Below are 21,316 nucleotides of genomic sequence, written 5' to 3'. Positions count from 1 at the left end.
CCGCCGCAGTCACCTCCTCCCGCATTCATCCCGCCGAAACCCGCTGTTTCTTATATCGTCGACTGCGTTTACCAGTACACTTATATTTGGCTTAGGTCTGGCGAGAACTTCTGGTTTTATCCGACATCTGTCGATATGGACGGTGTTGCTGGGTATAGATGGAGCGGATCATACTGGTACTTCTATGGTATCGATCCGCGATTCATCGATGCCGTATCGTGTCCTCCGATTCCTACCCTTTTCTGATCACTAAAATCAGAGTGCCAGTGGTACTGTTTACTCACCGCGCTCTGTTAGTGATACTTAGGACATCCTCGAAAATAAAATATAATCCAGCGCCTTTGGCTCGCCCGATGTTGCCTCCAAAATGCGTTTCTGCGAGACGGTAGGGGACAATCGGGAGGCACTCAATTTGCTGCGCTGGCGGGGTTTGCAGTGTTTCTAAGTGTTGAGCCACTGAATAACAAGGTGGAGAAACCTTCAGAAGTAGCCAGTATCATTTTTGAAAACAATCTCTTACCTCGTTGAACTAACGGGTAACGATAGTTGAACAATCATGGAGCAGTTTGCTGCGGCAGCTGCTCCATTTCTTTGTTAAGCTAACGGGCAGGTTAGTTTAATAGAAAGGAAGTATTTGATAGTCAATAAAATTGATCGTTGAGTTGTAGTGTATAATAAATGAAGGGGTGATAGAGATGCTTTTTTTAACCGCACTTTTGCTAATAATTGCTGTAGGTTATCCAATCTGGGATTATTTTTATATGAAAAAGGTCGAACAAAATCTTGTGAATAAGCAGAAATTGTTCATTGGAATTATGATTACTCAATGGTTACTGGTCATAATTGTATTTGTCTTTTGGGTAATTACACAACGTTCCCTAATCGACTTATTTTTTCTTGATAAACCCTTATTTCCTTTTCAATTAGAATTTTTATTGGCTGCTGGATTAGGAATAGGTATTTGTATTGGAATGTTTACTTTGATTCTTATCTTTTCAAAAAAATTAAGAAAAATATTATCTGATGCTCTATCTGATGAAAGCATTCAATTTTTGTTACCCTCAACAATTAAAGAACGTTTACTTTTTCTCTTAGTAGCTATTTCTGCAGGAGTCTGCGAAGAAATCATTTTCCGAGGAGTGGTAGTATATTATTTAAATCATCTTCCATTTGAACTGTCTGTCATCACAATTGGTATTGTTTCTAGTTTGCTATTTGGAATTGTTCATTTATATCAAGGTTGGAAAGGGGTATTACTTACTACCTACTTAGGTGCTATTTTGTTTCTTCTTTTCGTGGGAACAGGCGTCTTATGGATTCCAATCGTCTTACACATTATTATTGATGCGAAATTTGTATTTTTGCCAAATAAAAAGATGCCGTAAAATTAATTAAATGAGTATTTGATTGAACTAACGGGAACGATAGTTGAGTAATACTCATTGATGAGCAAGGGCTAAGGTATCCTGCTCTTTTTATTAAGCAAACGGATAGGATAACCTGGTGGTCATTCCGAAAGAACTAAAGTTCTCCGTTAGAGCTAACCGTTGTATGCAAGCAGTAGTAACTTTTTTTATTTCCGCAACTTCTGACAAGTGTATCTTTCAAAACGCTATGACGGGTTTCGCTATTGCCGTTTGAGGGGATTGCGGAATGCGACTATGCAAGCGCTCATGACCGCAGCCGTGCAGAACATGAAAAAGATTGCCCTTCTCCTAGAAAGGAGGGCAATCTAGGGAATATTCCTTTAACCTCTCTTCAAACCGTGTCTTAAAAAAAGAGAAACCCATTGCATCGGAAAAAGCTTGGGTTTCTCTACAGCTTACAATTGATCATATAAGATCAATTGTCTTTATTCATATTTAGGTACGAATGCTTTGGGCGGATGAAACTCTGACAAATAGCTTGTCAACATTTCCAGCAAAACAACTCGAAATCGTATGTTATAGTGAGTCTGAAGAAGGATGAGCCGAGAACATTAATACAACGTTTGTAAAATGAGATACAAAGTAGCATATCGATGAAGGCGATGCCCATTCAGCATTTCATTTTAACACGCGTCCATAGACAGCTTAAAAAGCTGTCCCTCTAGGTATTCCGCCTTGTGTGACAGACCTTAGCAAAGATGCAAGCCACTGATCTTATAAAGTTAGAATATCTACTCCCAGAGCTGGCAGCGTCATCTTCTGTTCCGATATCTCGCTCGTCAACAAGCTGCGATAGGGAACATCGAGAGTAACCTCTCGTTGCTCATTCGTCAAATTGATCAGGAACAGGAAGCTTACCTCACCCTTCGTTCTAATCGACAGCTCCACACCTTCTGGCAGTTGGAGCTTGGGAGCCAAGCCTTTTTCCTTCAATATCCCTTCGAACAGCTGATAGAAATACGATGGCTCCGGCCAAGTGCCGACATAGTACACTTCACCTTCACCAAGCTTATTGACAGTAACTGCCGGCACACCTTCGTAAAAGTCGTTGTCATACCAGGCAATCGGTTCTGCTCCTCGCAATTCCAGCAAATCACACCATTGCTTCGCAGCGAATGTTTGTCCCTCCGAGTTCCGTATTCGATGTTCGCTGTTGCCGATTGCATCATATTCACTCACGACAACACCCGCCGCTTCCGCAAGCAGCCCTGGCAGAGGCAGCATCTCACATACATTCCTCATGTTCTTCACGCCTGTCCGATTGGTGAGGACGACCGTGCCACCCCCGGCTGCGAATCGCTCCAGCCGCTGCGCTGTTTCTTCACTTAACAGAAAGAGGGAAGGGACAATGACCAGCTTGTAGCCATCGAGCTCCTCGGTCCAGTTGATAACGTCCGTACCGACGCCCATTTTCAGAAATGCATTGTGCATAGAGGACAAGTTGTCCATATAGTGCATCCCCCCTTCCGCTTGCGCCTGAAGAGAAAGCGCCGTATGCTGATCATGCGAATGCAGAATCGCAACCTGGGTAACGATTGTGGAGCCTGCCAGTAGTAATCCTAGCTGGTTCACCTCGCGAGTAAGCTCCGCGAACTCCCTGAACCTGCGTCCAGGAACATTGCTATGGTCGATGAGTCCATGCCAGAACTGTTCGGCTCCGACGGCAGCACTCCGCCAGCGGAAATGGACGACCATATCGGCGCCGCGGGCGATTGTCTGCCAGGAACGAGCTCGGATCAGTCCGGGATAAGGGGTACGCTGAATTGGCATCCAGGCGCCTTGCGCTCCGCTCAACTGTTCCATTACCCAGAAATTGCGGCGCTTTATGCCGCGAACCAAGTCCAGTGTCAGCGCTCCGTTCCTCGGAAACCGATCGCCATGATCGCGATACAGCTCATTCGGATAATAATCGACAGAGGCGAAGTCCAGCTCTTTGTAGAGATCATAATAGTCCAGGCTATTCGGGAATTGCCACATGTTATGCGTCACGAATTTGCCTGGACAGTTTCTGCGTAGAATTTCAAGCTGCCATCCCAGCAGATAGCCTACGCTGTCCGAGCAGAATCGCTTGTACTCCAGAAGATAAGAAGGGTTCATCGGCTTGCTGGTACCGAGCGGCGTTGTTACCTCGGCCCAACTGCTGTACTCTCCGCTCCAGACGACCATGCCCCACTCCCGGTTTATCTCTTCCAGACTGGAATAACGCTTCTGCAGCCAAGCGACAAATGCACGATTACACGTATCACAATGGCATTCCTGGTAGTGCATCTCGTTATCGATTTGCCAGCCAATGACGGCGGGATGCTTCGCATAGCGCTGTGACATCACTTCCACAAATCTAGAGCCCAGCATTCTCAAGGAATAGCTGTTGTTGCAACGATGTCCACGCACACCCGGCCGGATGATTTGACGTTGCTCATCCATTGGCAGCACATCCGGATAACGGGCTGTCATCCAGTTCGGTGGCGTATTGGTAGGTGTGCATAACACGATCTCCATGCCGCGTGCGGCGAATACTTCTATAGCCGCATCCAACCATTCAAACCGATAATGACCCTCGGTCGGCTCCATTCGGCTCCAGGCGAACTCCGCGAATCGTACAACTGCAACACCCGTCTCTTGCATAAGCGCAGCATCCTTCTCCCAAAGCTCGGGAGTCCATTGCTCTGGATAATAATCAATTCCGATCTTAATCGTCATCCTGTAATCTCCTTTGTTCATCAATATATTGCGATTATATGATATATTAAGTGGAGTTAAAATCTTAAATAATTAATACAGTATAATAATATTAAGATAATAGGAGAGTTGGTCGCATGCCTCATCCCAATCTCGCTTTCCCAGTACTTTCCGCTCGAGACAAGCTGCTCCCTTTTTATTTGCTTGGCATTGGTCTGCATCATGACCAGGAGCATATTCGCCGAGACCCAGGCATTCTCGATTATCAGTGGATTCAATGCCGCAATGGCGAGGGCAAGCTCAAGCTAAGCGAAACGGAGTATATCGTCAAGCAAGGCATGGGCATGCTGCTGTTCCCCGGTCAGAAGCACGAATACTATGCTTTGTCGGGGAACTGGGAAGTCGACTGGATTATCTTTGATGGCAGCGGGTCAGCGAGCTTGTTTGAAACAGTCGGCATTGTAGACACATGCGTATTCGCGCTCGCATCGCCCGAATACCTTTTATCCCGAATGCGGGAGTTGCTGCAAGCTGCCCTTACGCCGCAAAAGCAAACGTTAAGCAATTACTCCTGTTCCGCCATCCTCTATACCTTATTGACGGAGATTATTCAGCGCGTCTCTGTCGAGGGCAGCGATACCGTCGGGCAGCAGTATGAGCGGTTAAAACCGGTCATGGATTACATTGACCAGCATTATGCCGAAGAGATTGCTTTGCATACGCTCGCCGGACTGATGTGTGTCACACCGGAATACTTCTGCCATTTGTTCAAGAAGACGACAGGCATTCGCCCTATCAGCTATGTCAATCAGGTAAGGATCAACAAGAGCAAGGAACTGCTGCTCGACAATGTGCAGCGCGGGATGCAGGACATCGCTCATCAAGTTGGCTTCGAATCTGCTAGCTATTATGGAGCTATCTTCAAGAAGCTGGAACGGCTGACACCTGGTGCCTTCCGCCGTAGCTATCAGAAGTCGTAACATATGTGCTGTCTAATTGCGTTCGGGGAGTAAATGTGTATCTAGTTAACTTGGAAGCAAATTCATTGGACATAAAAATCGCGTTATCCAAATGGGATAACGCGATTTTTTTAGGATTTCAGTGAAATGCCAGCTTTGCTTGAGCAGGCATTAGGCTAAGATTACCTAAAGCACTCTGCTAGGAAGATGCGGAAGAACAATGTAATGCCATACTGTATGCGTATATAAGTTTCGTCAGCAGCCTCAACGAGGACAACTTCTGTAGACAAATCGGAGATTGGAGCAGAGCTGAGTCGAATATATTTGACATGAATTCGAAGATAACAACGTGCATGCGAGACTTGATCCGGATCCGGGTTCCGGGGTGTTTATGAGCAAGATGATTAAAACGATCTGAACTGCAGGAGTTTCCATTTATTTCGAACAGTGTTGCATTAGCGTGGTTTTTCGAAAGCGAAGCAGAGACCAATTTCATCTTATTCTAAGAGTAAAGGAGCTAAATATTTAAATGACTGTAACAGTAACGATACATTAAAGATCAGAATTCGCCTGAGAATATGAATGCCTTTTTGGTAAGAGCATTTAACTCTAAACAGCTGGTTTATATAAGCAACAAATATCAGAAAAAAGGCTTGGTAAATCTCTTTAACAAAGCAATGGAAATAGCCTTTAGACAAAACAAAAAGATGATCTGGCTAGGAGTTTGGGAAAAGAATGAGAATGCTATTGATTTTTATAAAAAATGGGTTTTATTCAAACGGGAGCTCACTCCTTTTATATGGGAGATGAAGAACACATAGATTTTATTATAACCATACACTCTTAGAACCTTAGTAAAGGCAGCAGGATGGATTATCATTGGGTTTCTGATCGGTAATTCTTAGGGGAAGCTCCTTTTATCTTTTTAAACATTTTGGAGAAGAGCAAAGGGTCATTGTAGCCGACAGAGCGGGAGATATCACCTATCGTCAGCTCAACGTTCCCCATCATTTCACATGCTTTTTGGACCCTAATACGAATTAAGTATTCCTGGATACTAGTATTCATTTGTTGTTTGAATAACGAACAAAGATAGCTTCGATTGAGTCCGATGATGCGGGCAATGTCCTCAATGGTAATTTTCTGAGCAAAGTTAGTTTCGACGATTTCCTTCACCTTTTCTACGTAAATTTCCGCACGACTATCCTGTTGCTCAATTGGCGTTACCGGTCCATATTCTGCAAGTAGGGATAATAATAAGTAAAGCAAACCGGTCAGTCTTGTTTCTCTCGTTTTTTGATTTCCATTGGACTCGGCCATTAACATCAAATATTTATAAATCATATCGTCTTTACCACAGTTGAGTATTGGGCATACCCTCGTTAATCCTGCTTGCTTGAGGAGCAATTCTGCCAGTGTTCCGTCAAAACCAAACCAGCAATATGACCATGGGATTTTGGAATCGGCTTGATAATAAGTAATGACAGCCGGGCATATAAGAAAACCCTGACCTTTCTGAAGCCGGTATTTGTTTCCATCAACTTCAAAAATCCCTTCTCCGTCCAAAATATAATGAAGAAGAAAGTGACTTCTTATGGCTGGCCCAAAAAAATGACTCGGAATACATTCTTCAATTCCAAATTGTGTTAGATACAATTCAGTGTGCTGTTTGCTTCGTGACAAATACTCAATCATGGTATAACCCCTTAATATTAAATTCCAAGCATTATAACATAATTAGTGAGCATCAAGCTATGTACTCAATATTAAGTATTGATATATTATTCCTGTATAGTTGACAAATAATCTATTAATTAGTACCAAGCTTAAAACCATATTTTATTTTGAGAACACTAAAACATTTGCTCTGAGAGGGTAGTGTTGAGAGGAGAAGTTTTATGGGCATCATTGTTCAAGAGAATACGGGGCTTTTTCACCTGCAGTCGGCCGGCATGAGTTATCTTATTCAAATTAAGGACGGATATCCTATCCATGTATATTGGGGGGGCAACCTGAAGCATCGGGAACCCATGGCGGATTTATTAATTCACACTCCCGAGAAGGCTGGATTGGATCGCTTATTCCAAGAATACCCTCAATACGGGAGCGGGGATTTTCGTAACCCGGCTTATCAAGTTGAGCTTGAGGATGGAACCCGAATTACGGAGTTAAAGTACGTAGGTTATAAGCTCATTAAGGGGAAGCCCTCATTAGCTGGACTTCCAGCCGTTTATGTAGAAAATGAAGCCGAAGCAGAGACTTTGGAGCTGGAGTTGAAGGATGCCTATTCGGATATAAAAGTAGTCCTTATTTATACTGTTTTTGTTGATCGGAATGTCATTATCCGTTCTACACGCTTGAGTAATGAAGGGGGAAAGAAGCTTCGGCTTCTCCGTGCTCTAAGTGCAAGTGTAGACTTCCTGGATAAAGGGGACTTAGAAATCATCTATCTTTCTGGAGCCTGGGCTCGAGAAGGTAATATGACCCGCAGAGCTCTTCATCAAGGTGAAACTCGAATAGATAGCAAGAGAGGCATGAGCAGCCATCAATTAAACCCCTTTTACGCGTTGGTCACTCCGGAAACAACGGAAAACCATGGTGATGCTTACGGCTTCAGCTTAGTATACAGCGGCGGATTTGAAGCGGTTGCTGAAGTGGATTCATTCAACACTACGCGAATTAGCATGGGGGTGAATTCTTTTGACTTCACATGGCTACTGAATCCAAGTGATAGTTTCCAAACACCGGAAGTCGTTATGGTTTACTCTAAGCAAGGGTTGGGCGATATGTCGCGTACTTATCATCGCTTGTACCGGACAAGGCTATGCAGAGGGGAATATAGAGATAAAGAGCGGCCGATTCTAGTTAATAACTGGGAGGCTACTTATTTTAATTTTAATGCTGAAAAGTTGTTAGCAATTGCGGAAGAAGGGGAGAAGCTAGGAATTGAGCTGTTCGTCTTGGATGACGGCTGGTTCGGCAAGAGGGATTCGGATAATTCATCTCTTGGTGATTGGTACGAGGATCGCCGGAAGCTGCCGGACGGACTTGCTGATGTGGCGGAACGCATTAATCGGCTTGGGCTTAAATTCGGACTTTGGTTTGAACCCGAGATGATATCACCGGACAGCGATCTTTACCGGGAGCATCCGGACTGGTGTCTTCATGTTCCTGGACGCAGGCGCAGCGAAGCAAGGTGGCAGCTCGTGCTGGATTATACTCGAAAGGAAGTTCGTGATTACATTTATGACTCCCTTTCAGCGATCTTCTCCAGCGTGCCGATCTCTTATGTGAAATGGGACATGAACCGCGCTCTGACTGAAATGGGTTCCGCTTCACTGCCCTCTGAACGTCAATCGGAGACGGTCCATCGCTATGTTCTAGGATTGTACGAGCTGTTGGAACGCATCACCACGGCATATCCGAATATTCTGTTTGAGAGTTGCTCAAGTGGTGGAGGCCGCTTCGACCCTGGAATGCTCTACTACATGCCTCAAACCTGGACAAGTGATAATACGGATGCTGTAGAACGGTTAAAGATACAATATGGTACTAGCATTGTTTATCCTGTAAGTGCAATTGGAGCCCATGTATCAGCCGTTCCTAACCATCAAGTTGGACGGATAACGCCACTTGATTTTCGTGGGAACGTCGCCATGTCTGGAAACTTTGGATATGAGCTTGATCTAACCAAATTCAGCGATGAAGACAAAGAGATTGTCAAAAACCAAGTCATAACTTACAAGCAAATTCGTGGATTAGTTCAAAAGGGTGACTTGTATCGCTTGAAGAGTCCATTTGAAGGGAACGAATCGGCTTGGATGTTTGTATCTGAAGACAAAGAGGAAGCCGTTGTGTACTATTTCCAAGTGATGGCCGTGCCGAATGCAGCGCGAAGAACCTTGCGGCTTGATGGGCTTAACCCGGATCTTGAATACGAAGTTTGGTCAGGTAACTATGGAGAAAAGTCAAGCTATGGGGGAGACAGGCTCATGCAATTGGGACTACACCTAGCTTATCATCAGAAAGACTATGAAAGTGGATGGTTCAGACTTAAAGCAGTTAAGGCTGGGTAAGGCCTGACTTCATTAATGTTCTAGAGAAATTTGGTCGTCCGGAAAAAAATTTCCGTTGGCTGAATCATATGAATGACATTGGATTGCTCGATCCGGAAAACTTCGTGCAGAAGACTGACTAGTTTAAAGCTAAGGTAGCTTCGGGTCGGTCGTCGGCGATGACTTCAAGGATTCAAATTTATATTATTTTACTCGCAATTATTCGGTGATGCTGACAGGGAATTACAGTGAACCGGAAAAAGAAGCTCTGGAAGCCTATAATATCGAGCATTGGAAAGACCTATTCCCTCAAGAAGAAGAATTCAAAATGAGAGCATACGGAGCGGCATACACGATGTCCCATCCAAATGACGACCCAGCTGTTATCCTGGGGGCTAATGGTCTTCCAAGTAATTTATTTTGATTGAAAAGTTAAGGGACATTCTCCGTCCCAGCGGAGGCGGAACGGCCCTTTTTTATGCACTGTCTGATTTAATGCCAAATCTATACCTAATGAGGAAGTGACCCATGAGAAATCCGAATCTCGCTGCTATGGTACCTTGCAATCCGAATGCTTCTAAAGAAGTAAAAGCAGTACTACAGTACTTAAGCGGGATAGCTGGCAAAGCTATTATTACCGGTCAACACACGCAAACCAATTTGCAAAAGGAACTCCAGTACATCGAAAAGGTTACGGGGAGGCTTCCTGCGCTTTGTGGCTTTGAGCTGTTAAGTTATTCGCCGAATATTAATTATGAAAACAGCAGTCCAGAGTGCCTACTTGAGATTGATGAGAACCGAAACACGCTTGACCGCGCTTGGGAATGGGCAGAACGAAAAGGTATGATCACCTTCACCTGGCATTGGTTCTCTCCTTTTGGAAGCTGGGATAAGGGGTTCTATTCGAATAATACAACATTTGACGCCTCCAATGCTGTAATAGAAGGAACGGAGGAGTATGAGGCATTGATTTCCGATATGGATCATATGGCCGATATCCTGAAACCTTTTTGCGAGAATCGGATTCCGATTCTGTGGAGACCCTTCCATGAAGCCGAGGGGGAATGGTTCTGGTGGGGTCACAAAGGGCCAGAGGTTGCAAAGCAGTTGTACCGTATTATGTATGACCGATATACACACATTCATGCTCTGAATAATCTAATCTGGGTCTGGAACTCACCTTTGGCGGAAGGATATGCAGGTGATGATGTGACTGATGTGATATCAAGAGACCTGTACCCTCCCAAGCATACGCATACGGATTTACAGCCCGAATATGAGGAACTCATGCGCATAACCTCAGAACCGAAGTTAGTTGCATTAGGAGAGATTGGGGTGCTGCCTAGCATAAATCAACTCTCTATAACTAGAATTCCGTGGGTTTGGTACATGATCTGGTCAAACGAATTTGGATCGACTGCAGAGTGGACTTCCGAAGAGGAACTACTCCAGGCTTACCATCATGAATATGCGATTACACTCGATAAATTACCCGTATTGTATTAAACCAGTTGAGTTCTAAACAGGCCGTCTCGGATTTAACGGAGACGGCCGATTTTTTTCATGTGTAGGTGTCAATATTACTTAGCGCTGTGTGGTACAGTCACGTTTACAGCAGCAACGAGCTTCTTCAACATTTTGTGGATGACGGTTTTGCCGGCTGTGCTGTTCGGTTGTTCATCGCGGGAAAACGATCTACGAAGGCTATTTCGGTTATGCGGATCTGGCGGAAAAACGTCCGTTCGGCCCGATTATCTTTATGCAATGACCAAGGCAATCACCAACGAGTCCCATTCGAATTATGGATTTGTTTTTTAAGAAAAGAATCAAGTTCATCCGAATCTCTCTCGAGAGAAAAGACGAAGATTTTATCAAATGGCCTCATGGCCGCCTATTTTTGTTATCGAACAAAGAGCAAATCATTACGATGAAAATCCAATCAACGTTATATGGTTTACCTAACTGAAACCCCTTACAATGTATTACAGAAGGAGGAATGCGACATCATGTTAGCACAACTATACAAATATCGTTGGCAGTATGTCATGATTTTACCGGCTGTTTTGCTTTTGTTTCTATTTAATTATGTTCCTATGGCGGGCATTCAAATCGCATTTCGCGATTTTCAGATCGGGTCATCTATATGGGACAGCGCGTGGGTTGGAATCCAAAACTTCACGTTTCTACAAGAGCCTCAGTTTTGGATTGTCGTGAAAAATACGTTGTTCATTTCGGTTTTGAAATTCGTATTCGGATTTCCGGCTCCAATTGTATTGGCCATTATGATTAATGAATTGGTGAGCGCAGGCTTCAAAAGATTCGTCCAATCGGTTAGCTACCTGCCTCATTTCTTCTCATGGATTGTCGTCGCTTATATTTTACAATCGTTTCTTACGTTAGACGGCGGCTTGGCGAATGATTTGATTACAAAAATGGGCGGAGAGCCTATCTTCTTCCTAGGCTCGGAGAGCTGGTTTCGGCCGATGATCGTCTCCAGCGGATTGTGGAAGGAAGTAGGCTGGAATACGATTCTTTATCTCGCGGCAATTACAGCCATTGATCCCCAGCAGTATGAAGCGGCCAAGGTGGAAGGCGCAGGGAAATGGGCGCAAATCCGGCATGTTACGCTGCCAGGCATGATCCCGACGGTTTCAATCGTTCTCATTCTTAGCATTCCAAGTTTGATTACCGTGGGCATGGATCAAATTTATCCGCTCTTGAATCCGGCGAACATGCAGGTGGCGGACGTTCTCGATACGTATGTGCTTCGAACCGGCCTTCAACAGGGGTATTTCGGAATGGCTACAGCAATCGGTCTCCTGTCATCCGTTATCGGTCTTATTCTAGTGGTGCTCACGAATCAGATATCTAGAAAATTGAATGGCGAGGGGTTATGGTAATCGATGAAACGTACATCTGGTGAGATCATTTCCCAAATCATTCTTATTGTTCTTATGCTTCTGCTGTGTTTATCCGTGCTCTATCCATTCGCGTATATGCTGGCGATCTCGCTGAATGAGGGAACCGACGCAGCGAAGGGCGGCGTATATTTGTTGCCACGGGCATTTACACTAATCAACTATGAAATCGTACTCGGTAACGAAGTGATTCAGCACGCATATCTAATTACGATCTTGCGTACTATCGCGGGTACAATAGCTGGCCTCATGGTCACGCTGATGGTGGCATTCGGGTTATCGTATACGAAGGTTCCATTCCGTAAATCGATTCTGAGCTATATTTTGCTGACCATGCTTTTCAGCGGAGGGCTTGTACCTCTTTATATTCAGCTTTATAATTTGGGGCTTATTAACAACTTCTTGGTTTATATCATACCCGGAATGTTCTCGGCTTGGAATATGTTTGTCATGCTGAAGTTCATTCAAGGCATTCCAGAGGCACTCGTCGAGTCGGCGGAGCTGGATGGTGCAGGGCCGTTCCGCGTATTGCTCCAAATTATCGTTCCGCTGTCGAAGCCAATGCTTGCGGCAATCGGATTGTTCACCGCTGTCGGCCATTGGAATGATTGGTTCGCCGGAGCGTTCTACGTCACTAAGCAGGATCTCATTCCGGTACAAACGTTTCTCCAGCAGTTATTGTCGGCGCAGGATATGTCAGCAATCCTGGGCTCGAACTCGAATCAGGAAGCGCTAGCCAGAGGATCGCAAATGCAGAACGTGACACTCATGTCAGTCAAAATGGCAACCGTAATGGTAAGCGCGATTCCGATTCTATGTGTGTATCCGTTCCTTCAGAAGTATTTCGTAAAGGGCGTATTGATCGGCTCCGTCAAAGGTTAAGAGCCACCGTTAATGAGGGTATTGGGCTTCATCACATACCGTAACTTAGGTAAGCGAAAAGGGGAGAAAAGAAGCATGCAGAGCAAATGGGTAAAGAAGACCGGATTAATGGCTATGTCCGGTGTAGTATTGCTATCTGTCATCGCAGGATGTTCCGGTTCGAATGCATCGAAGAACGATCCGAAAAGCACGAACGCAGCGCAAGGCGGAACGGAAACGACAAAAGGCTCCAACAAGTTCAATCTATGGCTGGGCTGGTCGGCAACGGTTAATAATGATAGCCTTGTCCAAAAAAATTGGAAGGAAACGGAGCCAGGCATTGAGGTTGTGCTTGAAGCTACTCAAGGTGACGCAGTTACGGCGCTTAACTTGAAGCTGAATACCGGCGGCTTCGAAGATGCAGCTGTCTTCAATCGAAGTGAAATCGTGAAAGCAGCGATGATTCGCTCCAATAAAATTTTGTCAGTCGAGCAATATTTCGATATGCCTGATCAATATCCCAACCTTGCAGCGATTCCTAAGCAATATTTGGACCAAATGAAGGATGCGGACGGGCATATTTGGTCCATTCCAACCTGGTTCGACCAAAATCCTGACAATCCATGGCCGGGCTGGGCATCGCAAACATGGCTTGTCCGTACGGACGTGCTTGAGAAAGCGGGAATGACCACAGCTGATTTGGCTACGATTGAAGGTGTTGAAGCGTACTTGAAAAAAGCCTCAGAGCAAAAAGACGCGTCAGGCAAGCCGCTGATTCCGCTTAGCTTCTTAATGGATCCTAACGATACGGCAGGCTGGAACGATGAAAATACGGTTTTAAGCACGTTTGGCGTAACGACGGGAGGCGGTATTATCCCGGTAGAGAAGAAGGGTGACGAACTTGTCCTCTTGTATGACGACCCACAGTATAAAGTGGCTTACCAATGGATGAACAAAATGTATCGTTCCAATCTGGTGGACCCAGAGGTCGTAACCGATAAAAAGGAACGCTACAAAGAGAAAAACAAAGCTGGACGCGTAGCGATGAACGTAGGCTCCTTCTTTAACGTGGATAATTCGATCTGGGAGACGTTGGACGGCCCGACTGAGCCAGGCTGGTTCTATCAAGTCGTTCCATTCCCTAAGGTAGAGGGCGTTGAGAAGCTTGGAGCGAACACTGTCATCAACCCGTATCCAGGATATGACGTCTACATTAGCAAAAAATCCAAAAATCTAGAAGCGGTTTTGAAGTTTCTTGATTACTCACTTAAGCCTGGAGCGGATCAGCAGCAAGTCATTAACGAAGGACCAGAAGGAAAGTTCTGGGGCTGGATCGATCAGCCGCTAGGACGATGGAATTATATTGATGCAGAATATGATAAAGCGCGTAATTCTGGCGAGCCTGCACAGAAAGCGAAAGTAACGCCAGAGCTGTATATGATTTCTTCCTATAATAACGACTGGTATCCGTGGTGGAATTACGGCACAGGCGATAAAGTCGGAAACGAAAAAACGTCGAAATTCACGGCAACGGTAGGACAGATGGGCGCCGTGCGTAGCACGCAAACCTATGACTTGGTTAAAGCGAAGGCAGGCGGTCTGCTAGAGAAATACTTGCCTGAGCTCGAAAATATTCGCAAAGAGTATAGAGCGAAACTCATCATGTCCAAAAGCGGCGAGCAGTTCGAAGCAACCTGGATGGCTTTCCGTGATGCCCTTGAGAAACGTGGGCACTGGACTGAAGTTAAGCAAGAATGGCAGGAGCAATATGAAGTATTGCTGAAAGAGCAAGGCTAGCGGTATACCAAAATGGAGCACTCCTTTCTGGGAGGTTGCTCCCTTTTCCATTGTTGCGAATACGATTACAATACGGAAAGGAGGGATACGATGCTATTACGCCGCAGTCTTGAACGAATCGTTATTAAATACACCCAGAAAATGAACCTGCGCCGAAAAATATTAATTCTGTATGGAGCCATTATTTTTGTTCCAACGATTTTTTTAGGCATTGTTGCGGGCTATCTTGCGCTTGAAAGCTTCAGGGACAATTACCTGGTCACCATTAATGAAGCGATGCGCCAAACCGTTCAAAATATAGAATTCCGCAAGCAAAGCTACGATGTGCTTGCTACGCGTACGGCAACGGATGGGGAGCTAATCTCGCGGTTAAGCCGTAATTACTCGGATATGTTCGAGCAGCTGAACACGGTTGAGTATGTAGACCGTTCATTTGTATTTACGAGTAAATACTTGCCGGGTATCGATGATTTCCGGATTTACCACACGAATCCGATGCTTGTGCAGGACGGACGATTGCTGTGGAAGCCAGAGGGGCGCATCTTGCAGCCTGACTTGAATGAGACGGATTGGTTTATCCAAACGAGCGAGGCTTCCAACTCGTTAATATGGAGCAATGTGAACAAGAATAAGCTTGTCATCTCACATAAAGTGATGAGCCCGACCGGCAATTTGCAGGGCATTATTTATATGCTGTTAGACTATAAATCGGTTTTTGGCAATCTGTTCAATCAGCCGTTCAGTGGTTCAGGCGAATTATCGATTATTGACGATTCCGGCATGATCATCGTTTCCTCCGATCCAGAAAAAATCGGATTAAAGTTTCAATCGACAACGCTGAATAATCACTGGGATAATGCGAGCCTATCTGATGGCGTAATGGTGGATGGCAATCTGCTTATGGTAAGGCCGATTGATTCGAACTGGCATGTGGCCGCGTTGATCCAGATGGATCAGCTTGAGCGCCAGTCCAAGATGATTTTATACGGCATCGTGGCTGTTATTTTCTTTTTTCTGCTTTGCTCTACTTTTTTAATTATGACGGTGCTGAAAAATGTCGTATGGCGTATTCGTAAGCTTGGCACGCGCATGTACGATGTCAGTCAAGGACAGTTCGATGTCAGTATTCGCAATACGGCTAAAGATGAGCTCGGCGATCTGGAAATTTTGTTTAATTCGATGTCCAGCCGTCTGGGTATGCTCGTTGAAGACATTACGCAAGCGAAGCTCAAGGAACGCGAGCAATCATTCAAAGCGCTGCAGGCTCAAATCAATCCTCATTTTATATACAATTCGTTAAGTTTGCTAAGGTGGCGTGCGCTGGATCTTCAAGACGAAAAACAGCTGCGCACCATAGACGCCTTGACCGCCTTTTACCGTCTGGCGCTGGACAATAAAATTAATGTCATACAAATAAAGGGCGAGCTTGAACATGTCAGAGCTTATTTGGATATTCAAGAAATGCGTTATCCGGGAAGGGTGACCATCGAGTGGCATATCGAGCAAGAGCTGCTGGAGCTTTACACGATCAAGCTGTTATTACAGCCTATTGTGGAAAATTGTTATTTGCATGGCAACATTACAGGGAAGAAGGGCGGCGTTATCCGAATTTCGGCGCAGCTCGAACAAGACAACATTCGATTCGAGGTGTTCGATAACGGAATAGGCATCTCAAGAGAGATGCTGAAACAGATTCAATTAGGAAAGCAGGCGGGGAACGGAAACGGATACGGTACTGCTAATATTCGCGAGCGGCTCCAGCTCTATTTTGAGAATAAACATGAATTTACCATAGACAGCAAAGAGAACGAATGGACGGCGGCAACGATTATCATACCGGCAAGTGTTCATAGGCCGCAGATTAGGAAGGTGATGTAGTGTTGTTAAAAGCGTTGATCGTGGATGATGAGCCTACCCATGTTCAGGGGCTTGTGCGCTATATCAAGTGGAAGGAGCTAGGCTATGATACGCCTTTCACCGCAGAGTCCGGTCAAGAAGCTCTCGACTTATTGCGGAATACTTCTATTGATGTGTTGATATCAGATGTATCAATGCCTGTTATGACGGGAATTGAACTTGTTGCAGAGGCTAAAGCGATCCAGGCGCAGCTTCAAGTGCTGATGATCAGCGGCTACAACGAATTCGAATTTGTACAGGAAGCGATGAACGTTGGGGCGCAAGCGTATGTGTTGAAGCCGATTAAAGTGGAAGAGGTAGAGAGCAAGCTTACCGGGTTCCGCAAGACATTAACCAAGTTAAAGCAAATTGAAAATCAAGCGCAGGAGCTGCAGCAGAAAGTATCCGGCAGTCTCGATATCGTCAGAGAACGGTTCGTATCCGATGTTATTGGGGAGGCAGGCATTCATGCCCAGATGCTGCATTCATGGGGCAGCCTGCTGGAGCTTCCTGCAAGCAACCAAGAAATCGGATTAATCGTACTGGGCTATGATCATTTTCATTCCTCGGTGCAGGACGCAAGAGAGAGGGTTGTGATCAGCAACGGATTTTTGAGAACGGTCCATATCGGTTTAAGCGATTTTGATCATGTTTATATCGCAAAGACCGTCACTGATGAAATCGTGGCCTTGCACATTAATTTAAGTCCGCTTGAACGTGCGTCAATTGAAAAACAGCTTGCTTTCATCCAAAATGTCATGCAGGAGCAATACGGCTCAACGGTTACGATTGGCAATAGCAGAGTATGTACGACTTGGGAAGATGTACCGACGCTTTATAAGGAAGTTAAATTCATGATGGCAAGATTCCGCTTGATGGAGAGCGGGCAAATTCTGCACTATGATCGACTAGATGAATCTGAGTTCCAACAATTTCGTCTGCGAGAAGAGATTATACCCGAGATTTTACAGCTGACAGAAGATGCTGCCGATGCTCATAAGGTTGTTGACTACGTTAATAATGTGTTTGATATGCTGCTTCCTCAGCCTTCTATGCCATTTACGTATATACAGGCGTTTGGTATGGCATTGCTCAGCGAACTGGCTCGCAAGCAGACATGGAATAAAGAGCTGGGCGGGGAAATGAATTTGGAGATGTGGCAGAAGCTGATCGATTGCAGAAGCGAGGCGCAAATTCGTGAAGTCGTGATCGATTACGTTCAACGCCATATGGTTATCGAAAAGAAAGGTGAAGCCAGTCAAAGGCATAATCTGATCGGCAAGGTTTCCGAATATTTGGAGGCACATTTCCAAGAACATATCACAGTAAAGCAAATTGCTGAAATTCATCATCTGAATGCGAGTTACTTAAGCGTGTTGTTCAAAAAAGAGATGGGCAAAACGATATCTGATTTTCTACAGGAAACACGCATGAATAAAGCCAAAGAGCTGCTTAACAATCCAAGCATCAAGGTGTATGAGGTATCTGAGCAGGTCGGATTTCAGACCGCAGCTTATTTTGCCTACTTGTTCAAGAAGACGACGGGCTATACGCCGCAAGAATATAGGGATTACCATTAAGGCATTTGCTATGAGCTGGAGGCTATGAAAAAATGATGATAGAGTCAATTGCGGGAACGTGGAGATTTTGCTTGGATGAGACCAAGCAAGGCATTGATCAAAAATGGTATAACGAGCGGCTGCAAGATCACATTCAGCTGCCAGGAACCACCTCGGAGTATCAAAAAGGCGAATATAACACGGCCAAAGAAGTCGCTCACCTAACTGAGGCTTATCCGATAAACGGTTATGCATGGTACCAACGCGAGATTGAAATCAAGGCGGAATGGGCGAACAAGCATATCCAGCTGTACGTGGAGCGGACAAGAGTAACGAAGGTTTGGATCGGCGATGAACTGCAAGGCATGCAGAACAGCATAAGCGCGCCCCATATCTATGAATTTGGGATCATGACTCCTGGCACGTATACGTTAACCATATTGGTTGATAACAGCGGCCTGCCGATAAAAGGCGGTCATATGACATCACCCGATACGCAGACGAACTGGAACGGACTGCTCGGCAGAATGGAGCTTCAAGCAGCGGATTTAATCCGATTGGACAACATTCAGGCGTTCCCCGATGTTGCTAATAAGTCCGTTCAGCTCAGGTTTCAACTGATCAACGATACGATGGACAATGCGGATACCCAGCTAGCTATCGCTTTAATGGATATGGTTGGAACAATCCAAGGCAACGCAAATGCTGCAACAGCAGTAAAGATCGCTATGATTCAGTCCGTACCGGGTAACCAGTCTGTTGAACTGCACTATGAACTCGGCGAAGATATCATGCTGTGGGATGAGTTCAACCCCGTATTATACCGCTTGCTTGTGAGTCTGGAGGCGAACGCTAACGGGAAATTGTATCGGAATGAGCAATCCGTAAGCTTCGGCATGCGCAAGTTCGGTACGGAAGGCACACAGTTCACGAATAACGGTCGTAAAGTATTTTTGCGAGGAAAACATGACGCGTTGGCTTTTCCTCTAACCGGTTATGCGCCGATGACGGTGGAAGAATGGGTCAAGGTGCTATCTATCGCCAAGTCCTACGGGATTAATCATTATCGCTTCCACACCTGCTGCCCGCCAGAAGCAGGATTTATAGCCGCGGATTTGCTCGGTATTTATTTCGAGCCTGAGCTGCCGTATTGGGGCGGATTTCAAGATCCAGCGGATGAAGACTATGATGAGGCGAGATCGGACTACTTGCGGGAGGAAGGATTGCGCATATTAAAGGCTTATGGCAATCACCCATCATTTGCTTTGTTTACGCTAGGCAACGAATTGCATGGCAGTCGCAACGCCATGTCGAGCTTGTTGAAGGAATATCGGGAACAAGATAGCAGGCGCTTATACGCTGAAGGGGCGAATAACTATTTCTGGGCGCCGGCTTTCTCGGAAGACTCTGATTTCTGGGTTACCATGCGAACAGGGCATGGCGAATCGATGGTTCGAGCTTCTTTCTCCCATGCGGACTTGCCCCTTGGGCATGTGCAGGATAGCTATCCTTCAACCTTAACGGACTATCGTGATAATCTTCCGGACATTCAAGTGCCTACGATAAGCCATGAAATTGGCCAATATCAATCCTTCCCAAACTTTGGCGAAATAGAGAAATACACAGGCGTTCTGAAAGCACGGAACTTAGAAGTGTTTCGCGAGAGGCTTCAGGCTGCGGGAATGCTCGATCAAGCCGATCATTTCTTCCGGGCATCCGGACAGCTCGCGGTTATATGCTACCGCGAAGAGATTGAAGCCGCTTTGCGCACTCCGGGCTTCGGCGGGTTTCAACTGCTAGATCTGCAGGACTTTCCGGGCCAAGGAACGGCATTGGTTGGCGTATTGGACGCGTTTATGGAATCCAAAGGCTTTATAGAACCGGAGAAGTGGCGCGAGTTTTGCTCGGAAATCGTTCTGCTGGCAAGGATTCCGAGGTTTACGTATACCCAGGAGGAGACGTTTGTCGCCGAACTGGAAATCGCAAATTACGGGTCTGACTCGCTTGAAGCTATGCAGTTGGAGTGGTCGCTAAAGCAAGGAGACCGACTAATTGAGGCTGGAGCGATGGCGGCAAAGAATATTCAACAAGGGGCTTTGGAAAATGTGGGTACGCTGCAGATCGACCTGTCCGCAGCAGAGGCTCCCGCCAAGCTGGAGCTTACTCTGAAATGGAAGGGCAGCGACGTTATAAATCATTATCCGATCTGGGTATATCCGTCGGCGCAGGCAGAAGCCAAGCCGCAACAAGCTGAATTTCACTTGCGTAGAGAATTCAATCAAGAGGTAAGCGATATTCTCGAAGAAGGCGGGCGTGTTTTGCTCATTCCCCATCAAGAGCAGCTATCCTCCCATATCGGCGGAGCGTTTGCTTCGGACTTTTGGTGTTATCCTATGTTTAGATCCATCTGTGAGGGAAAAAACGCGGCTCCAGCACCGGGAACGCTCGGAATCTTATGTGATGAGAAGCATCCCATGTTCGAGGCCTTTCCAACCGAGTTTCATAGCAACTGGCAGTGGTGGCCGATCCTGACCCACTCTCATTCGCTTATACTGGATAAGTGGCCGGAAGCGTTCCGTCCCCTAGTGCAGGTCATTGACAACTTTGAGCGCAATCATAAGCTCGGCTTGATCGTTGAAGCTAAGGTTGGCAATGGAAGCTTGCTCATATGCGCAAGCGACCTTATTGGTCACCAAGATAAGCCGGAGGTACGCCAGCTTTTTCATAGCTTGCTGCAATATGCGGCATCTGCGGAGTTCAACCCATCATTAGAACTCAGCTATGACCAGATTCGCAGCGTGCTGGATCCGAACGTGGAGAGCGATCGCGAGACGCATCGCGGTCAAGCGGTTATTAATCCTTCCTATCCGAATAATATAAGTTGAACTAAAGACACTTCTACATTCTGATGCAAAGACGATCGATAATACGCATGGGATTCTTTCATGATATTAATCATAAATGTCTCTACATTCTTCCGTATCTCAGCGGTTATGTGCTAAAACAAACTATTGATGTTGATGACATCTGCTCTGAGCCACTGCTCAATTCGCATTCTTAGCGTTAGAGAAACGGGCGTTTCCTATCCCCCAAAGCTGCACGATAAAAGGTTTTGACAATACGATCGACAATCTTCCTCTTCTGGTTAACGTGAACGTTAATAAA

General features: G+C 45.6%; 13 protein-coding genes and 3 pseudogenes. 14 read left to right on the top strand and 2 right to left on the bottom strand.

The window, feature by feature from the left end:
- The 3 genes and pseudogenes from AC1DOV_RS31465 to AC1DOV_RS31455 form a co-directional block, all read left to right on the top strand.
- Positions 1-246, top strand: a 246-nt coding sequence (locus tag AC1DOV_RS31465; RefSeq protein WP_477551917.1) for a transporter, incomplete at its 5' end; no start/stop codon positions are given.
- Positions 247-695: 449 nt separating this feature from the next.
- On the top strand, positions 696-1,385 hold the full coding sequence (locus AC1DOV_RS31460; protein ID WP_477512029.1) for a CPBP family intramembrane glutamic endopeptidase: 690 nt from the start codon (positions 696-698) through the stop codon (positions 1,383-1,385).
- Positions 1,386-1,604: 219 nt separating this feature from the next.
- Positions 1,605-1,736, top strand: a pseudogene (locus AC1DOV_RS31455) (transposase); the annotation flags it as partial.
- 405 nt (positions 1,737-2,141) lie between these two features.
- On the opposite strand, the gene AC1DOV_RS31450 reads toward AC1DOV_RS31455, so the two are convergent.
- Positions 2,142-4,127, bottom strand: coding sequence for a beta-galactosidase (locus AC1DOV_RS31450; RefSeq protein ID WP_477512030.1), 1,986 nt, complete (start codon positions 4,125-4,127; stop codon positions 2,142-2,144).
- A 116-nt stretch (positions 4,128-4,243) separates the two neighbouring features.
- Between AC1DOV_RS31450 and AC1DOV_RS31445 the strand changes: the two genes are divergently transcribed.
- Both AC1DOV_RS31445 and AC1DOV_RS31440 read left to right on the top strand, forming a co-directional pair.
- The gene (locus AC1DOV_RS31445) at positions 4,244-5,086 is read left to right on the top strand and encodes an AraC family transcriptional regulator (RefSeq protein WP_477512031.1); all 843 of its coding nucleotides are present in this window, start codon (positions 4,244-4,246) and stop codon (positions 5,084-5,086) included.
- A 533-nt stretch (positions 5,087-5,619) separates the two neighbouring features.
- Positions 5,620-5,912: pseudogene (locus AC1DOV_RS31440) on the top strand (GNAT family N-acetyltransferase); the annotation flags it as partial.
- A 29-nt stretch (positions 5,913-5,941) separates the two neighbouring features.
- Here AC1DOV_RS31440 and AC1DOV_RS31435 read toward each other — a convergent pair.
- Entirely contained in the window at positions 5,942-6,760 is an 819-nt protein-coding gene (locus tag AC1DOV_RS31435; RefSeq protein WP_441884474.1) for an AraC family transcriptional regulator, read from the bottom strand.
- A 203-nt stretch (positions 6,761-6,963) separates the two neighbouring features.
- Between AC1DOV_RS31435 and AC1DOV_RS31430 the strand changes: the two genes are divergently transcribed.
- From AC1DOV_RS31430 to AC1DOV_RS31390, 9 genes and pseudogenes are all read left to right on the top strand, one after another.
- Positions 6,964-9,141: an alpha-galactosidase gene (locus AC1DOV_RS31430; protein WP_477551916.1), complete on the top strand. Its 2,178-nt coding sequence runs from the start codon at positions 6,964-6,966 to the stop codon at positions 9,139-9,141.
- Positions 9,142-9,170: 29 nt separating this feature from the next.
- A pseudogene (locus tag AC1DOV_RS31425) lies at positions 9,171-9,514 on the top strand (hypothetical protein); the annotation flags it as partial.
- Between the two features lie 134 nt (positions 9,515-9,648).
- Positions 9,649-10,626 carry a glycosyl hydrolase gene (locus tag AC1DOV_RS31420; protein ID WP_441884480.1) on the top strand — a complete coding sequence of 326 codons (978 nt, stop codon included), beginning with the start codon at positions 9,649-9,651 and terminating at the stop codon, positions 10,624-10,626.
- Positions 10,627-11,126: 500 nt separating this feature from the next.
- Positions 11,127-12,020, top strand: coding sequence for an ABC transporter permease (locus AC1DOV_RS31415; RefSeq protein WP_339208288.1), 894 nt, complete (start codon positions 11,127-11,129; stop codon positions 12,018-12,020).
- Positions 12,021-12,023: 3 nt separating this feature from the next.
- On the top strand, positions 12,024-12,920 hold the full coding sequence (locus tag AC1DOV_RS31410; RefSeq protein WP_339208289.1) for a carbohydrate ABC transporter permease: 897 nt from the start codon (positions 12,024-12,026) through the stop codon (positions 12,918-12,920).
- 75 nt (positions 12,921-12,995) lie between these two features.
- On the top strand, positions 12,996-14,696 hold the full coding sequence (locus tag AC1DOV_RS31405; RefSeq protein WP_477527907.1) for a type 2 periplasmic-binding domain-containing protein: 1,701 nt from the start codon (positions 12,996-12,998) through the stop codon (positions 14,694-14,696).
- 90 nt (positions 14,697-14,786) lie between these two features.
- The gene (locus AC1DOV_RS31400) at positions 14,787-16,574 is read left to right on the top strand and encodes a cache domain-containing sensor histidine kinase (protein WP_477512037.1); all 1,788 of its coding nucleotides are present in this window, start codon (positions 14,787-14,789) and stop codon (positions 16,572-16,574) included.
- Positions 16,574-18,172: a response regulator transcription factor gene (locus AC1DOV_RS31395; protein WP_477512038.1), complete on the top strand. Its 1,599-nt coding sequence runs from the start codon at positions 16,574-16,576 to the stop codon at positions 18,170-18,172. The genes AC1DOV_RS31400 and AC1DOV_RS31395 overlap by 1 nt, the downstream gene beginning before the upstream one ends.
- Before the next feature lie 32 nt (positions 18,173-18,204).
- Positions 18,205-21,036 (top strand): sugar-binding domain-containing protein, encoded by a 2,832-nt coding sequence (locus AC1DOV_RS31390; protein WP_477551915.1) that lies wholly within the window; start codon positions 18,205-18,207, stop codon positions 21,034-21,036.
- The last annotated feature ends 280 nt before the right edge of the window (positions 21,037-21,316 follow it).

It is taken from the genome of Paenibacillus sp. 01T47, from assembly GCF_056398245.1.
This window is presented reverse-complemented; position numbering and strand designations above follow the sequence as displayed.

Excerpts from the sequence above, each read along its gene's own strand:
- AC1DOV_RS31450 (WP_477512030.1), bottom strand. The coding sequence starts at position 4,127 with ATGACGATTAAGATCGGAATTGATTATTATCCAGAGCAATGGACTCCC.
- AC1DOV_RS31445 (WP_477512031.1), top strand. The coding sequence starts at position 4,244 with ATGCCTCATCCCAATCTCGCTTTCCCAGTACTTTCCGCTCGAGACAAG.
- AC1DOV_RS31460 (WP_477512029.1), top strand. The coding sequence starts at position 696 with ATGCTTTTTTTAACCGCACTTTTGCTAATAATTGCTGTAGGTTATCCA.
- AC1DOV_RS31390 (WP_477551915.1), top strand. The coding sequence starts at position 18,205 with ATGATGATAGAGTCAATTGCGGGAACGTGGAGATTTTGCTTGGATGAG.
- AC1DOV_RS31400 (WP_477512037.1), top strand. The coding sequence starts at position 14,787 with ATGCTATTACGCCGCAGTCTTGAACGAATCGTTATTAAATACACCCAG.
- AC1DOV_RS31420 (WP_441884480.1), top strand. The coding sequence starts at position 9,649 with ATGAGAAATCCGAATCTCGCTGCTATGGTACCTTGCAATCCGAATGCT.
- AC1DOV_RS31415 (WP_339208288.1), top strand. The coding sequence starts at position 11,127 with ATGTTAGCACAACTATACAAATATCGTTGGCAGTATGTCATGATTTTA.
- AC1DOV_RS31410 (WP_339208289.1), top strand. The coding sequence starts at position 12,024 with ATGAAACGTACATCTGGTGAGATCATTTCCCAAATCATTCTTATTGTT.
- AC1DOV_RS31405 (WP_477527907.1), top strand. The coding sequence starts at position 12,996 with ATGCAGAGCAAATGGGTAAAGAAGACCGGATTAATGGCTATGTCCGGT.
- AC1DOV_RS31430 (WP_477551916.1), top strand. The coding sequence starts at position 6,964 with ATGGGCATCATTGTTCAAGAGAATACGGGGCTTTTTCACCTGCAGTCG.
- AC1DOV_RS31435 (WP_441884474.1), bottom strand. The coding sequence starts at position 6,760 with ATGATTGAGTATTTGTCACGAAGCAAACAGCACACTGAATTGTATCTA.